Here is a 15,909-nt window from a genome sequence, read left to right on the forward strand (position 1 = left end):
TCCCCCCCCCCCCCCCCCCCCCCCCCCGGGGCCCCCGGGGGGGCCCCCCCCCGGGGGGGGGCCGGCCCCGGCGGCCCCGCACGGGGCACTCAGGCGGAGGTGGACAGGATGGTGTCCTCCGGCCTGCGGGCCGTGGGCCGGGTGCTGCCGGCGACGATCAGCGCGAGTAAGACCGCGGCCGCCTCGCTCTGCAGGATCCGTGCCGCCTGCTTCAGCCGGCCCGGATCGGGGACCGGGATGGACAGGGCCACGCATTCCGGACTGGGACCGGCGGTGATCGGCACCGCCGCGCACACCGTGCCGAGTGCGTACTCCTGGAGGTCGAGCAGGGGCGTGCCGGGCGGGCGCTCGTCGAGTTGCCGGAAGAGCACCTGCCGACTGGTGAGGGTGTGGGGGGTGAAGGGCACGAGCCGGTGGCGGGACAGGTGGTCCCGCCGGTCGTCGTGGTCGAGCTGGGCCAGCAGAGCCTTGCCCACCGCGGAGGCGTGGGCGGCGACCCGGAAGTCGACCCACTCCTCGACCACGGGCGTGGCCGGACCGTCCGCGTACTGGGTGATGGCGACCTCGCCGTCGATGTAGCGGGCGACGTAGACGGCGGCTCCGACCGCGTCCCGCAGCCAGGCCAGTGTCTCGCGCAGATGCCCGCGGCCTTCCACGCCGTCCGTCTCGCCCCGCAGCAGCGCGTGACCGGCGACGTAGACGTCCCCTCCCACCGGCGTGGCCAGGCTCGCGCGGACCAGTTGCTCCACGGCCCGGGCCAGGACCAGTTGCGGCAGCTTCGTCTCACGGGCGATCTGTGTCAGGTTCACACCGCTCGAACAGCGGTTGACGACCTCCAGGACGCGCAGCGCCTGGTGGACGGATTCCAGCGCCGCCGGGGCCGGGCGTCCCTCGGGGGACGTACGGGCCGCAGGGGTCGGCTGCGGCTGTTTCAGCGCTTCCAGTGACCAACCGTTCGCCTGCTCCGTGAGGTGCAGGGGGTTGAGCCGGGCGTTCTGCGCGACGGCCACGGCGACCTGCGGGCCGGGGGTGAAAACCTCCCCGAGGTCGGGGTGCTCCTTGCGGGGGCGCGCCATGAGGGCCCGCCGCAGGCGTGCCGGGAGCCGCAGTGGCGGCCTGGCCCGGCCCGGTCCGCCGGTCAGCGAGGTGAGGTCCTGGGTGGTGATGGGCGGGGACGTCCAGATCACCGAGGCTCCGAGGGCCTCTTCGAGGTCGTGCGGGATCTGCGGCAGGGACGGCAGATGGTCATCGGGTGGCAGGGCGTTGCCCTGGCGTTTCCAGTACTGGGCGGTCGCGACCTCGGCGCGGGAGAGGTGGTGGAGGTAGAGGCAGCGGGCGGCGGTCTGCGAGCCCGCCCCGGCGGCGTACTGGAACCAGAACTGCGCGCCCTCCGTCCGGTCGGCGAGGTGGAGCAGGCAGCCGAAGAGCAGTGCCGAGTCCACGCCGTGCGGCCAGGAATCGACGGCCAGGGCGCGTTCGGCGAAGTCCCGGCTCTCCACGAGGCACCAGGTCAGGTCGTCCAGGCCGCGGGCGGCCCGCACGTGGCAGGCCGCGTCGAGGACGAGGTCGTCGTCGGCGGCCGGGTCGGCCGGTCCGCACGCGGGGGCGGTGGGCGCCCCGGACGGATCGCCGGGCGGCGCCGAGCGGGCGCGGTCGTCGGCGATCCGGCGGGCGATGCGGCGCCGGGCCGCGCCCTCGTCGTATCCGGCGTACTCCTCCGCGAGGACCGTCGCGTCCGCCAGGGACGCGTCCAGTTCGCACAGCGGCATGTCGCGGTGGCGTGGCACGTCGCTCACTGGTCCTTCTCCTCTCCGGGGATCCAGTCCACCCCGAGCTTGCGGGACAGGGTTCGGCGTGCGCCGCGGATGTGCGACCGGACGGTGGCGGGGGAGATCCCCATCATCCGGGCGACCGTGTCGCAGTCGTTTCCCAGCAGAAAGGCGAGCAGCACCACGTCGTACTGCCGCTCCGACAGGCCCGCGATCGCCGCGTACAGCCCGAGTTTCGACTCCAGCAGTTCCAGCCGTTCGCGTGAGGAGCGGCGCAGCGCCGCGAACCAGGCCGTCTCCACCATGGCCACCTGCCTGCCCAGCACGGCCAGCCTCCGCTCCACGTGTTCGCGCAGCACCGCCCAGGCGAAGCCGTGCAGGCTCGCCTCCTTCAGCGCCTGCCGCCACACCTTGAGCAGGAAGGTGAACACGTCGTCGACGACTTCTTCGGCGTCCTTGGGGTTTCCCAACTGCAGGTGGGCATAGCGCAGATAGGCTCGGTGCTGCTGGGAATGGAAAGCGGTGAACTCCACCGGCAGGACGCCGGCGAGTGCACTGGAGACCGCCCGGTCTCCCGATGGGTCCTCCCCTTCGTTCATACGCTCCCCCACAGCTGTCCGCCGCCGCCCGTCGGGGTGGCGGTGTACCGGCGATGGCGGGATCCGGTGACTGCGGGGCGGCGGCCGGCGGATGGCTCGCCGTTCTCTCTCTCCGACCCGGGGCCCGGCAGGCGCACTCGCGCCCGGAACACATCGATGGCGACAACGCTGACCGCGGTGGTGACCAACAGCGCAAGGGCGACCGTATCGACGGCATTCACGTCGGAGTGAACCTTCCCGGTGGATCGGATGCGGCCGGCTGCCTGCCCCCGCACCAGCAGCCGTGGAGCGACGGCGCTCCCACTCATCACCCCATCGGAAACCGGGCCCGATCGTGCAAGGCGGTCTTCGGAAATCCCGGGAACGAAGCGCATTCGCTTCCCCGCGCGCCCCTGGCCCCCCGCGCACGCCCCCGGCCGGCGGGCCGCTCATCACACCGGTCACGGCACTGCGGACGGTCGGTAACGTGGTCGGCCCGGGACGGCTCGGCGCGGGGCGCGGGCGGTCGTTCGACAGCGGGCGGTCAGGAGGCGGTTGTGCGGGGCGGAACGGTAGCGGTGATCGGCGGGAGCATCGCAGGCTGCGCGGTCGCCGCGGCACTCGCGCGGGCGGGCGCCGGGCAGGTCGTGGTCCTGGAGCGGACGAGCGGCCGACTGGAGGACCGTGGCGTCGGGCTGTGCGTGCACGACGAGCGGGCCGTCGAACTCCGGGCGAGCGGCGCCCTGCCCGAGGGCATCGCCGCACATCCGCTCCGGCGGCGCCGTTGGGTGGTCCGCGACGCCGCCGAGGGGCCGGGCGGCCGGCTGATCTGGCAGCAGCCGTTCCCCTTCCACTCCTACCACTGGGGACTGCTCTGGCGCGGGCTGAGGGAGTCCGTGCCCGCCGCGGTGGTCTACCGGCAGGGCGAGGCGGTGACCGCCGTCGAGCCCGCCGGGACGGGTGCCGGTGCCGGTGCCGCAGAGGGGAAGGGTGACCGCGCCCGGGTGCGGCTCGCGGGCGGTTCCGTGGAGCGGTACGACCTGGTGGTGGGCGCGGACGGCTACCGCTCGGTGGTGCGTGCGGCGCTGTGCGCCGACTCCCGCCCGCACTACGCGGGGTACGTGTGCTGGCGCGGGAACGTCGACGCGGCTCGCCTCGGCGAACTCGGCGGCCTCGCCGACCCGTTCCCCGATGCGGTGACCACGGTGTGCTTCCGGGGCGGCACCTGCGTCGTCTACCGCATCCCCGGCCCCGGCGGCCCCCGGGTGAACTGGGTGCTGTACGCCGCTCCCCCGCAGGACGGGCGACTGCGCCTCGACGACCCCACGAGCTTCCCCCCGGGTGCACTGACGCCGGGGCTCGCGGAACACCTCGACGCGTTGCTGGAGCGGGAGTTCCCGCCGTACTGGCGGCGGGTACTCGCGCTGACCGACCCGGCGGACACCTTCGTCCAGCCCATCTACGACCTGGAGGCGACCCACACCGCCGGGGGGCGCCTGCTGCTCGCCGGTGACGCCGCCGGCGTCGTGCGCCCGCACAACACGAGCGGAGCCGCCAAGGCCCTCCAGGACGCGACCGCCCTCGCGGACGGCTGGCGCCGCTCGGACTCCTTCGAGGAACTGCTGGACGGCTACCACCGGGCCCGCGGGGCCGCCGGCCGGGAGCTGGTCGCGCTGGCCCGCCGCCTGGGCCGGGCCCAGGTGGAGCGGACCCCGGCCTGGGCGGCCATGGACGGCGACGGGATGGCCGCCTGGTGGCGGGGCCAGCTCGACGGGGCCCCCGGGATCGGGGGCCGTGCGATGGCCCCGTAGGCGGCGGTGGTGCCGGGGTTATCCGCCGAGGGTGGTGTTGCCGGTGATCGTGCCGTCCGTGCCGGACACCGTGACGGCGTGCCGGACACCGTCGGGGCCGAGGACCACGGCCCGCCAGGCGCCCCCGCCGCCCTCCTGGGCCACCGCGCGCAGGCTCTCCACCTTCCCGCCCTGCACGGCCGCGGCGGCCTTGTCGGCCGCGTCGCCGATGGACAGGGAGGGCAGCGGCGCGGGCGCCTGGGCCCCCTTGCCGGGACCGTCACGCCGCTCGGCCCGGCCCGGGAGGCCGGGGGCCTCGGGGCGGCCGAACCGCTCCCGCACCGCGGGGCCGTCCTCGCCACCGTGACCCTTCCGTGCGCGCTCACCACCGGGCGCCCCACCGTGCGGCCCCCGCTCGGGCCCGCCCTCCCAGCGGAAGGTGTGCGCACCCCGGTCGGCGCGCACGTGGTGGTCGTGGTGCTCGGCCACGGCGACCGCGGTGACCCCGGCGCCCACGACCACCACGGCCGCGCCCGCCACGCCCCATCGGGCGCGCCTGCTGCGGGGCACCAGCCGGGACAGGACCACGCGCTCGCGCTTGCGGGCACCGGCCTCCGGGGCGTTCTCGGACAGCTGCTCGGGCGGCGGCGGAACGGATTCAGACATACGGCTACTCCTCCGGGCAGCCGGGCGCGGGTGCCCGGCTCGTCCCAGAGCATGCTGAGGGAATGCTGAAGCCCGGCTGAAGCCACCTGAAGACCTCTTCAGCCGGGCGTCGGGGGAGCCTGCGATGCTGTGCGGCATGCGCGTACTGGTGGTGGAGGACGAACGACGGCTCGCCGTGGCCCTGCAACGGGGTCTGCAGTCGGAGGGGTTCTCGGTGGACGTGGCCCACGACGGGTCCCAGGGCCTGTGGATGGCCACCGAGCACGACTACGACCTCATCGTCCTCGACATCATGCTGCCCGGGCTGAACGGCTACCGGGTCTGCGCGAAGCTGCGCGCGGCCGGCAACGAGTCGGGGATCCTGATGCTCACGGCCAAGGACGGCGAATACGACGAAGCGGAGGCCCTGGACACGGGGGCCGACGACTTCCTGTCCAAGCCGTTCTCCTATCTGGTGCTCGTCGCCCGGCTGCGTGCGCTCGGCCGGCGTACGGGTGGTGGCCGGCGCCCGCAAGTGATGCGGTTCGGCGACCTGCTGATCGATCCGGCCCGGCACACCTGCTCCCGCGGCGGTACCGAGATCCGGCTCACCGCCAGGGAGTTCGCGATACTCGAGTACCTGGGCCGCCGCTCCGGCGAGGTGGTTTCCAAGCGGGACATCCTGGATCAGGTGTGGGACACCGCCTTCGACGGTGACCCCAACGTGGTCGAGGTCCACGTCAGCGCGGTCCGTCGCAAGGTCGACGCCCCGTTCGGCCGGGCCGCGTTGGAGACCGTACGCGGCGCCGGATACCGGCTGGCGGCCGACGGTGGCTGAATCCGCCGGGCCCTCCCGCCGCCCCGGGCACGTGGGCGAGTTCCTGCGCCGGCTCCCCGGTGCCGTCCTCGACCGGTGGCCGCTCCTGCGCCGGCTCCGGCCCACCACGGTCCGGGCCCGGGCCACCGTGGGTGCGGGCCTGGTGGTGGCCGCGGCGCTGGCGCTCGCCTCGTTCGCCCTGCTCGGGCTCCTGGAGGCCAACCTGCTGCGCAACGCGGAGAACGACGCCCGCCGACAGGCCGAGACCGTGGCGCAGCTCGCCGCCACCGGCCGGCTCGGCCGGGCCCGCCCGCCGGGCCGCGCCGTCGAGTTCGTACAGGTGGTGAGCGCGGACGGGCGGGTGCTGTACTCCAGTCCGAACCTCGTCGGGATGCCCGCCTTCCCGCCGGCCCCGCCCGGGACGCCGGGGACCCGGCTGCACACCTGGCGGGTCCGTCCGGTCGACGGCGATCACCGTCAGCGGGTCGTGCAGGTCGTCACGCAGACTCCGGACGGCCCGGCCACCGTCTACGCCGGGGCCTCGCTGCGGGACGCGGACGCGGCCGACGACACCACCACCGCCGCGCTGGTGATCGGCATGCCGCTGCTCCTGGCCACCGTCGTCCTGGTGACCTGGCGGGTGACCGGGCACGCGCTCCGTCCGGTGGAGGCGATCCGCGCCGAGGTCGCCGGGATCTCCGACCGGGACCTGCACCGCCGGGTGCCGGTTCCCGCGACCCGTGACGAGGTCGCCCGGCTCGCCGAGACCATGAACGCCACGCTGGACCGGCTGGAGGCGTCCGGCATCCGTCAGCGGCAGTTCATCGCCGACGCCTCGCACGAACTGCGCAGCCCCATCACCGTTCTGCGCACGCAGTTGGAGGTGGCGCTGGCCGTCCGGGACCCGGAGCTGTGGCCCGAACTGATCGGTGGGGCCCTGGAGGACATCGAGCGGCTCCAGCACCTCGCGGGGGATCTGCTGCTGCTCGCCCGGATCGACGCGGCCCAGCCCGTGGCGGCCGTGCCGCTGGACCTGGGCGCCCTGGTGCGCGAGGTGCTGGAGGCGCGGCTCGGCGACCGGGTGCCCGTACGGACGGACCTGGCCGCCGCTGTCGAGGTCACCGCCGGCGCGCTGTGGCTCGGCCGTATCGTCACCAACCTGGTCGACAACGCGCAGCGGTTCGCCCGCGGCGGCGTGGAGGTCACGCTGCGGACCACCGGTGGCAACGCCGTGCCGGGTACGGCCGTACTGGAGGTGGTCGACGACGGGCCGGGGATCCCCGCGGCCGACCGGGAGCGGGTCTTCGAACGGTTCGCACGGCTCGACGACTCGCGCAGCCGCGACCACGGCGGGGCCGGCCTGGGTCTGGCCATCGCGCGCGACCTGAGTACGCACCACGGGGGAACGCTGACGGCGGAGGACTGCCCGAGCGGCGCCCGGCTGGTGCTCAGACTGCCGTTGACGCCCCGGGCCTGACGGGCCCGGGCCTGACGGGCCCGGGCCTGACGGGCCCGGCCCCGTGGGCAGGACCGCGCGGGCCAGACCGCGCGGCGCCCGGTGTCCGTTCAGCGGGTCTGGCGGTGCCGGCCGTGCTCGCGCGGGTGACCGGTCGTCAGCAGTACGAGGACCAGGCCGAGGGGCAGCAGGAACAGCAGGAGAAAGGTCATGCGGCGCTTGTGCCCGGCCTGCGGCCGCCGACACGGGTGACCACCCGCATCGGCGGCGTGGCAGGCATCCCGGCCGATTTCGCAGGCCGTTCCTGAGCGGGGGCCGGTGCGGAGCGCCTTACAGGGACCCCTATAGTTAGGTCACCCTAACCGGGGCCTCGTGAGTGCTTCGCGCCGTCGGGCCCACCGAGCAGAAACCGGAATCCGTATGAGACCCGAGTCCACCGCCCTCGCCTCCTCGCGCGCCGACGTCCTGACCGAGACCGTCGAAGGATTCGGCACGGTCCGCTTCACCCCGGTCGATCCCGTCGCGGACTCCGCCGTGCTGCACTCGTGGGTCATCGAGGAGCGTGCACAGTTCTGGGGCATGAACGGCGCCAGCCGGGAACTGGTCCAGGAGATCTACGAGGACGTGGACCGCCGCGACACCCACCACGCGTTCATGGTGCGGCTGGACGACGAGCCGGTGGCGCTCTTCCAGACGTACCAGCCGTCCGAGGACCGGATCAGCGAGTGCTACCCGGTGCGGGAGGGCGACATCGGCGTGCATCTGATGCTGGCTCCGGCGGCCGGCCGGCCCCGGCCCGGGTTCAGCCGGACCCTGATCGGGTCGCTCATCCGGTTCACCTTCCGCGACCCGGCCGTCCTGCGGGCGGTGGCCGAGCCCGACGCCCTCAACGGCAAGGCCGTCGCCCTGATGAACCGGCTCGGTTTTGTCAGTCAGGGCGAGATCACCCTGCCGGAGATCGACCTGCCCGAGGTGCACCTCCCCGAGAAGCGGGCCGTCCTCGCCTTCCTGGACCGCCCCGCCGTGCTCCCGGCCGCCGTGGCGGTCACCGCCCCGTAGTAGGGATGCCGTTGCGATCGGGCCGTGCCGACGGGACCGGTCCGACCGGCGCCCGGTTCCGGCCTTCCATCGGACGGCGGACCGCTACCCGGTGGGCCACCGTCCGGCGGCCACCACCTGGCCGGCCGTGACCTGGGGAGGGTTGGGGAGCAGCGACGCGAGGTGCTCCCGTACGAAGTCCGCAGCCCTCCTGACCGATTCCTCGGTCCCGGCCCGGTCCTCGTAGACGCTGGTCGACACCATCACGCCGTCCCCGGCGTCGACCCAGTAGTAGGCCACGAATCCCGGGACCCGGCGGAGGAGGGGCACGAACCCCTCGTCCACCAGGCGTCCCGCCTCGGCGGGGTCGGTCACCCCTTCGTAACGCCGGATCACCGCATACATGACTGGCCTCCGTCACTTGTCGAGGAACAGGATCTGGTCGGAGGGGCGGGGTATGCGCAGGACCTTGCCGTCCTCGCTGATCTCGATCAGGCTGTGCAGCCCGGTCCGGGTCCTGCCGTCCGCCTTGGGGACGACTTCGGCGCGACCGCCGACGAGCTTCCAGTCCGCCACGTCGTCGGGGATGAAGGGAAGGGTGTCGCCGTCCGGCTCGGCACCGTCGTCCACCCGGAAGGACCCTCTGATCAGCAGCATGGACACGACGGCTCCCCGAAGGCGATACAGGATGCCACTTTCCGTAGACACTCGCTACTCACGGTAACACGCGGTTCCCGGAAAAATGCGGTGCTCCGGCCCCGTCCCCTCCCTAAACTCGCCGTACGCGCTGCCGAAAGGGCACTGCGCGCCTCAAGCCGAGTCAGAAGAGAAGGGGAGCAGCGCCATGTGCACGTACCGCACCGCGGCCTTCGCTCCCCCGTCCCGGTACGACGTGATGCCGGTGTCTCGTGACGCCCGGTGCCGGCTGCGCGGCCGTCACCGCATGCCCGTGACGCACGTCTAGGTCCCGTCCCCTCCGCTGCCTTCCGTACGCCACCGCCCGCCCGGACCCGCTCCGGGCGGGACGGCCGGCCACGGCTGCCGGTCGTGGGTCACGGGGCTGTCGTCAGGCAATTCGCGCCGCCCTCTTCATCTCTTCACTCGAAAGGCCTTGGGCCATGCGCGCCAACGGACGCCCCCCTGCCACCACTTCCCCTGCCCTCACCGCGGTCCGCAACCTGGGCATCCTCGCCCACGTCGACGCCGGCAAGACCACGATCACCGAGCGGATCCTGTTCGCGACCGGTGCCATCCACAAGCGCGGCGAGGTGCACCACGGCACGACCGTCACCGACTACGACCCGCAGGAACGCGACCGCGGCATCACCATCTTCGCCGCGGCCGTCAGCTGTGCCTGGGGCGGGCACCACGTCAATCTGATCGACACCCCCGGCCACGTCGACTTCTCCGACGAGGTGGAGCGCTCCCTGCGGGTTCTCGACGGAGCCGTCGCCGTCTTCGACGCCGTCGCCGGGGTCGAACCGCAGAGCGAGACGGTGTGGCGGCAGGCGGACCGGCACGGTGTGCCGCGGATCGCGTTCGTCAACAAGCTGGACCGGGCGGGTGCCGACCTCGACACAGCCGTCGCGTCGATCCGCCGGCGTCTGGACGTCGTACCCCTGGTGGTCCAGCTGCCCATCGGTCAGGAGGACGACTTCACCGGGGTCGTCGACCTGGTGACCATGCGTGCGCTGCGCTGGCGGACCGGCTCCGCCGACTTCGAGTCGGGGCCGGTCCCCGAACCGCTGCGGGAGGAAACCGGCCGGCGGCGCCGGCTGCTGGAGGAGACGGTGGCTGAGCTGCACGCCGAGGCCCTGGAGGAGTTCTGCGCGGATTCCGCCCTGAGCGACGGGACCCTGTCGCGGGCCCTGCGCGAGCTGACGCTGCGCGGGGACGGCGTCGTGGTGCTGTGCGGCTCGGCGTACCGGAACCGCGGGATCGAGCCGCTGCTGGACGCGGTCGTCGCGTACCTGCCGGCGCCCGCCGACATGCCGCCGGTGCGCGGTACGGCGGACGGCGCGGAGCAGGAGCGCGCCCCCGACCCGGCGGAGCCGTTCACGGCCCTCGCCTTCAAGGTGACGGCCACGGCGACGGGGCGGCTCACGTACCTGCGGGTCTACGCGGGCACCCTGCGCAAGGGCGCGACGGTCCTGGACGCGGCCACGGGCCGTACGGAACGGGTGGGCCGGATCCTGCGGGTGCAGGCCGACCGGCACGAGGACAGGGAGGAGGCGGTGGCCGGTGACATCGTCGCCGTGATCGGGCTCCGGTCCGCCCGGGCGGGCACGACCCTGTGCACCCCCGGCGCGCCGCTCCTGCTCGAACCGCCCACCGTGGCCGAGCCGGTGGTGTCGGTGGCGGTGGAGGCGCGCGGCAACGCCGACACCGGCCGGCTGGCGACGGCACTCGCGCGGCTGGCCGAGGAGGACCCCTCACTGGTGGTGCGGTCCGACCCGGAGTCGGGGCAGACCGTGCTGTCGGGGCTGGGCGAACTGCACCTGGAGGTGGCGGTGGAGAAGATCCGCCGCGGCCACGGGGTGGAGGTCGTCGTGGGCCGCCCGCAGGTCTCGTACCGGGAGACCGTCGTGCGCGGGGTGACCGGCCTGGTCCACCGGCACGTCAAACAGGACGGTGGCGCGGGCCAGTTCGCGCACGTCGTGCTGGACGTCGAGCCGCTGGAGGAGCCGGTCTTCGAGTTCCGCTCGACGGTCGTCGGCGGCCGGGTGCCGCAGGAGTACGCGCGTGCCGTGGAGGCCGGCTGCCGGGACGCGCTCGTCGCGGGCCCGCTGGGCGGGTACCCGGTGACGGGGCTGCGCGTCACGCTCACCGACGGGGCGACCCACTCCAAGGACTCCTCGGAGATGGCGTTCCGGGCGGCGGGCCGGTTCGGGCTGCGCGAAGCGCTGCGGCTCAGCACGGTGGAGCTGCTGGAGCCGGTCGTGGAGGTCACGGTGAGCGTCCCGGAGGACGGCGTCGGGGGCGTACTGGGTGACCTGGCCGCCCGCCGCGGCCGGGTCTCGGGCCAGGCCTCCGAGGCGGGCAGTGCGGTGATCACGGCGATCGTGCCGCTGGCCGAGCTGTTCGGGTACGCGTCCCGGCTGCGGGGCCGGACCCAGGGCCGGGGCGTTTTCACCACCAGGCCGGCCGGTCTGGCGCCGGTCCCGGCCTCGGTGGCGGGTGGCCTGCCGGCCCGGTGACCGGTGCGCCACCCCGGCCCGCCTCCCGGCTCCGGGAGGCGGGCCGGGTGCGAGCGAGGGGTGGGCGGAGCGGTTGTGGCGGGGCGTGCGGCGTGCGCGCTCCGGGAAAACCCGGTGCGCAGTGGGGCGCGGGAGCGCGTAAGGTCTCCCTGTTGATCAGGGGGAAAGGGTATTCATGCAGGTCAGAAGTAGACGCGTGTTCCTGGGTGCGGCCGCGGCCATCGTCGTGGCGTCGTCCGTCGGTGCCTGCACCGGGCGGGGCCCGCAGGGCGACCACCCGCTCGACGTCCCGTCGGACGCGGACCTGCCCGCCGCCCCGGAGTCGCTGGCCCCGGACGGCACCACCATCGTGATCGGCAACCCGTCCGCTCCCCTCTCGGTCCGGGTCTACGAGGACCTGAGCTGTCCTGCCTGCGCCGAGTTCGAGCTGGACGGCAACGGGCCCTACCTGAAACAGGCGGCCCGCAACGACGCGCTGCAGCTCCAGTTCACCCTGGGCTCCTTCCTCGGCCCGGGGTCGAAGTTCGCCGCGAACGCGCTGCGCGCCGCCGTGGACCACGGCAAGTTCGCCGAATACCACGAACTGCTCTACCGCCACCAGGCGAAGGTGCGAAGGTCGGGCGGCTTCACGCGGGACCGGCTGCTGACCCTGGCCGGGAAGGTCCCGGGGCTGCGCGGCCCGGAGTTCGACGCGGCCGTGCTGGAGACGAAGCACCGGGAGTTCGTGGAGGCCTCCGACGAGGCGCTCGACAAGTCCGAGGTCGAGGGCACCCCGACCATGGCGATCAACGGATCTCTGGTCGGTACGGACAGCCGCGGCCTCTATGACGACCGCGACCGCCTCTACCGCCGCCTGCGGAAGGCTGCCGCCACGGCGTAGTGCGTCACGCCGACCACGCTGCGCACACTGTCCGTCGGGGTCGGCTGTCGTCCGGCTCCGGACCGGACTTCTGACACGGGGATGTGACGGGTGAGCGGGACGGAGTCGCCGGCGCGACGGTTCGAGGAGCACCGGCCGCATCTGCGGGCGGTGGCCTACCGGATGCTGGGTTCGCTCAGCGAGGCGGAGGACGCGGTACAGGAGGCGTGGCTCCGGCTGAGCCGTTCCGATGCCGGCGCGGTGGAGAACCTGGGCGGTTGGCTGACCACCGTGGTGGGGCGGGTGTGTCTGGACATGCTGCGTTCGCGCACGGCCCGGCGGGAGGATCCGCTGGAAGACCAGGACGGGCGGGTCCGGCTGCCCGACCCGATCGTCAGCGGGGCGGACGGCCTCGACCCGGAGCAGGAGGCCCTCCTGGCCGACTCGGTCGGGATCGCCCTGATGGTGGTCCTGGAGACGCTCGCACCCGCCGAGCGCCTGGCTTTCGTCCTGCACGACCTGTTCGCCGTCCCCTTCGACGAGATCGCCCCGGTCCTCGGGCGCAGCACGGCCGCGACGCGACAGCTCGCCAGCCGTGGCCGCCGCCGGGTGCAGGGCGCCGTTCCCTCTCCCGATCCGGACCGGGCCAGGCTGCGCGCCGTCGCCGACGCGTTCCTCGCCGCCGCGCGCGGCGGGGACTTCGACGCCCTCGTCGCGGTCCTCGACCCGGAGGTCGTGGCCCGCTCGGACGGCGGTGCGCTGCGCCCCTCCCTGGTCCGTCGCGGCGCGGCCGGGGTCGCCTCGCAGGCGATCACCTTCGCCCGCCTCGCCGAGGCGGCGCGTCCCGCGCTGGTCAACGGGCTGCCCGGGGTGGTCGCGCTGGCGGAGGGCCGGGCGCTGTCGGTCATGGCCTTCACCGTCAGGGACGGCAGGATCGTCGCGCTCGACATCCTCACCGACCCCGAGCGTCTCGCGCGCATCGATCTCAGCGCCGTCGAGGCCTGAGCGGCCACCCGGCCCCGTCGCACCGCCCCGCCGCTCCGACGCACGGGGCGGTTCCGGCCCGGTCCGGCACACAGTCACCCCCTCGGGCGGCCACGGCACTTGAGGCGGTGCAAACCGGCGGGTATCGGCAGCCGGCGGGCCCCGTGGGGGAGCCGGCGGACAGTGGGGCGGCTTCGAGGGCAACGGTCCCTCACCCCTCGTGACGAAGGGAATTCACCAGGTAGTAATTAGGTGAATTCCTGACTGAATTCCCGTCAACAAGCTTCCGCTTCATATCTCGATTTGATAACAACCCGCCCGGAAAGGACTGGACCTTTACCTCGCAACGCGCGTAACACCCTTGCTTTTATTGACAGTTGAGGGTTCGTCAAATCATGCCGACAGGTAACGGAATGATTTCTCGAACCGCGCCCCCGTTTGTCCGAATTCTCCGCGGCATTCGTCTGGCAGGCTTCCGCGCACCCCACCAGTACGACAACGATTTGAGGTGCCCATGACAGGACGTCGCAGACGCGCTGCCACCCCCCACCGCCGTAAACCCCGGCGGTTGATACTCGCCACCGCCGCCGTGGCCGCGGGAGCGGTGATCGCCGCGGGCATCGCCTACTCCGGGCTCGGCGACGGTGCCCAGGCCGCCGGATCCGTCGAGGCCGCGGCCTCCGCTCCGGCCGCCGCCCCCGCCCGCGACCAGGAGCCGGAACCCCTGTCCGCCGCGCCGGCCAACGAGAACACCCGCGGCCTGATCTACGACGGTCTGCAGCCCGCCCCCAAGGGCGACCGCTGCGTAGGCGTCTACCGCACCGGCGACGGGCACTGCACCCACGGTCCCGACGCACCGCCCAAGGGCGTCGACATCACCAAGGACGTCCCGCCGGCCGTCAAGGAGACGGCCCCGGCGGCCGATCCGGCCAAGCCCTCCACCGACGACCCCGCCAGCAAGGAAGGCGGCGGGCGTCCTCAGGACGCGCCTGCGGCCGACGCCGCGGGCACCAAGGACGCCGCGCCCCAGCCTGCCGCGGCGGAGGGCGGCCAGGCCGTCGCCGCGGGCCCCGCGGGCCAGACGGTCCAGTGCGACGGCGACGGCAGCACCGGCAACCGCGTGCAGGTCGTGTACGTCCACGCCCCCGGCAAGGACCGCTACTCCGAGTACGTCGCCTCGTTCCGCAAGTGGGCGGCCGACGCCGACCTCATCTACTCGGCGAGTGCCAAGGAGACCGGCGGCGTCCGGCACATCCGCTACGTCACCGCCGCGGACTGCACCCCCACCGTGCTCAACATCGAGCTCCCGGCCAACGCCCTGGCCGAGTTCAGCGCGACCAACAAGGCGCTGGCCGCCAAGGGCCTCGACCGCCGCGACCGCAAGTACATGATCTTCGCCGACAGCCAGGTCTACTGCGGCATCGGCACCTTCGCGGGCGACGAGCGTCCCGGCCAGGCGAACCAGAGCAACTTCGGCCCGTCCTACGGGCGCACGGACTCGGGCTGCTGGGGCGGGCACACCGCCGCGCACGAACTCGGCCACAACCTGGGCGCGGTCAACAACAGCGCCCCGAACACCAGCCGCGGCGCGCACTGCACCGACGAGTACGACGTCATGTGCTACTCGGACACCCCGTACTACCCGAAGATGCGCAACGTCTGCACCAACAAGGCGTCCGAGAACATCCTGGACTGCAACCACGATGACTACTTCCACACCAATCCCAAGCCCGGCAGCTACCTGGCCACGCACTGGAACATCGCCGACAACCAGTTCCTGATGAAGAACAAGGGTGGTGGCGGCGGCACGGACCCCGGTCCCAACCCGAATCCGACGCCCACGAAGAAGCCCAGCCCGACCCCGACGAAGAAGCCCACGGGCGGGCCGACCGCGACCGCGGCCCAGATCCAGTCCAACTCCGTCGTCGTGAGCTGGCCCAAGGTCGAGGGCACCGCCTGGTACCAGGTGATGCTGAACGGCAAGCACCTGGTCTGGGTCCAGTCGCAGGTGCTGCGCATCTACAACCTCCAGCCCAGCACCTCGTACTCGGTGACCGTCTCGGCCCGTGACGCCTCCGGCCGCGACAGCGGGCCCGGCAAGGCCGCGACCTTCCGTACGAGCGGCACCGGCGGCGGAGCGACCACCCCGGGCAGCCGCTACACGCTCGGCAACGGCAGCACCGGCATGGCCGCGGAGGTCTGGGGCGGACGCACCGCCGACGGCACCGTGCTCGTCGGTGGCCGCGCCAACGGCTACGCCCAGCAGCAGTGGTACTTCGACGACGCCGGCAACGGACAGGTCCGCATCAAGTCCGCGGTCTCCGGCAAGTGCCTCCAGCCGGGCAGCTCCCCCGCCCCGGGCATGTGGGTCTCCCAGCAGCCCTGCGACAGGAACAACGGCGCGCAGGCCTGGAAGCTGACGTCCCGCGGCAGCACGGTCACCGTCACCGACCCGAGCGGCGGCTTCGCCCTCACCGTCAGCAACCGCCCGTACTACGGGAACTGGCTGCTGGACCTCCAGCGCGCGGACGGCCGCGCGGCGCAGGCCTGGACCCTCCAGAAGTCCGGCTGACCACTGCCACCACGCCCGGTGCCCGGGCGCAACCCACGCCCGGGCGCCGGGACCACCCCGTGACGCCGTGATCCCGCGCCGGGGGGGGGGCGCCCCCCCGCGGGCGCGCCCCCGGGGGCCCCCCCCCCCCCCCCCGGCCCCCCCCCCCCCGGCCCCCCACACCCCGCGCCCCCCCCCCCCCCCCCCCCCGCGGGACCCCTCAGG

At 73.6% G+C, this 15,909-nt stretch carries 13 protein-coding genes; 8 read left to right on the top strand and 5 right to left on the bottom strand.

Going from position 1 to position 15,909, the window contains the following annotated elements:
- Nucleotides 1–89: 89 nt before the first annotated feature.
- Both ACIPXC_RS34450 and ACIPXC_RS34455 read right to left on the bottom strand, forming a co-directional pair.
- A complete protein-coding gene (locus ACIPXC_RS34450) occupies nt 90–935 on the bottom strand; it encodes an IclR family transcriptional regulator (protein ID WP_401626319.1) in 846 nt (281 codons plus the stop codon).
- Between the two features lie 857 nt (nt 936–1,792).
- Entirely contained in the window at nt 1,793–2,368 is a 576-nt protein-coding gene (locus ACIPXC_RS34455; RefSeq protein WP_392578500.1) for an RNA polymerase sigma factor, read from the bottom strand.
- Between the two features lie 536 nt (nt 2,369–2,904).
- Between ACIPXC_RS34455 and ACIPXC_RS34460 the strand changes: the two genes are divergently transcribed.
- Nucleotides 2,905–4,158 (top strand): FAD-dependent monooxygenase, encoded by a 1,254-nt coding sequence (locus ACIPXC_RS34460; protein WP_401626292.1) that lies wholly within the window; start codon nt 2,905–2,907, stop codon nt 4,156–4,158.
- An 18-nt stretch (nt 4,159–4,176) separates the two neighbouring features.
- Here ACIPXC_RS34460 and ACIPXC_RS34465 read toward each other — a convergent pair whose 3' ends face one another.
- On the bottom strand, nt 4,177–4,803 hold the full coding sequence (locus tag ACIPXC_RS34465) for a hypothetical protein (protein WP_401626295.1): 627 nt from the start codon (nt 4,801–4,803) through the stop codon (nt 4,177–4,179).
- Nucleotides 4,804–4,939: 136 nt separating this feature from the next.
- On the opposite strand from ACIPXC_RS34465, the gene ACIPXC_RS34470 reads away from it, so the two are divergent.
- The 3 genes from ACIPXC_RS34470 (at nt 4,940) to ACIPXC_RS34480 (ending at nt 8,114) form a co-directional block, all read left to right on the top strand.
- On the top strand, nt 4,940–5,620 hold the full coding sequence (locus ACIPXC_RS34470; protein WP_401626297.1) for a response regulator transcription factor: 681 nt from the start codon (nt 4,940–4,942) through the stop codon (nt 5,618–5,620).
- Between the two features lie 85 nt (nt 5,621–5,705).
- Nucleotides 5,706–7,076: a sensor histidine kinase gene (locus ACIPXC_RS34475; protein ID WP_401626322.1), complete on the top strand. Its 1,371-nt coding sequence runs from the start codon at nt 5,706–5,708 to the stop codon at nt 7,074–7,076.
- Between the two features lie 399 nt (nt 7,077–7,475).
- Complete coding sequence (locus ACIPXC_RS34480; protein ID WP_401626300.1) at nt 7,476–8,114, top strand: GNAT family N-acetyltransferase; 639 nt, start codon at nt 7,476–7,478, stop codon at nt 8,112–8,114.
- Between the two features lie 84 nt (nt 8,115–8,198).
- Here the strand turns inward: ACIPXC_RS34480 and ACIPXC_RS34485 are convergent, their stop codons facing one another.
- Nucleotides 8,199–8,498: a hypothetical protein gene (locus tag ACIPXC_RS34485; RefSeq protein ID WP_401626303.1), complete on the bottom strand. Its 300-nt coding sequence runs from the start codon at nt 8,496–8,498 to the stop codon at nt 8,199–8,201.
- A 12-nt stretch (nt 8,499–8,510) separates the two neighbouring features.
- The gene (locus tag ACIPXC_RS34490) at nt 8,511–8,750 is read right to left on the bottom strand and encodes a hypothetical protein (RefSeq protein WP_401626305.1); all 240 of its coding nucleotides are present in this window, start codon (nt 8,748–8,750) and stop codon (nt 8,511–8,513) included.
- Between the two features lie 461 nt (nt 8,751–9,211).
- Here ACIPXC_RS34490 and fusA point away from each other — a divergent pair, with 461 nt between their 5' ends.
- From fusA to ACIPXC_RS34510, 4 genes are all read left to right on the top strand, one after another.
- Nucleotides 9,212–11,290, top strand: coding sequence for an elongation factor G (fusA, locus tag ACIPXC_RS34495; RefSeq protein WP_401626308.1), 2,079 nt, complete (start codon nt 9,212–9,214; stop codon nt 11,288–11,290).
- Nucleotides 11,291–11,465: 175 nt separating this feature from the next.
- Nucleotides 11,466–12,170 carry a DsbA family protein gene (locus ACIPXC_RS34500; protein WP_401626311.1) on the top strand — a complete coding sequence of 235 codons (705 nt, stop codon included), beginning with the start codon at nt 11,466–11,468 and terminating at the stop codon, nt 12,168–12,170.
- A 90-nt stretch (nt 12,171–12,260) separates the two neighbouring features.
- Nucleotides 12,261–13,154, top strand: a complete 894-nt coding sequence (locus ACIPXC_RS34505) for a sigma-70 family RNA polymerase sigma factor (protein ID WP_401626314.1) — start codon at nt 12,261–12,263, stop codon at nt 13,152–13,154.
- Between the two features lie 547 nt (nt 13,155–13,701).
- Nucleotides 13,702–15,705, top strand: a complete 2,004-nt coding sequence (locus tag ACIPXC_RS34510; protein ID WP_401626316.1) for an RICIN domain-containing protein — start codon at nt 13,702–13,704, stop codon at nt 15,703–15,705.
- Nucleotides 15,706–15,909 lie beyond the last annotated feature (204 nt).

Source organism: Streptomyces sp. NPDC090021 (assembly GCF_044748225.1).
Lineage (GTDB): Bacteria > Actinomycetota > Actinomycetes > Streptomycetales > Streptomycetaceae > Streptomyces.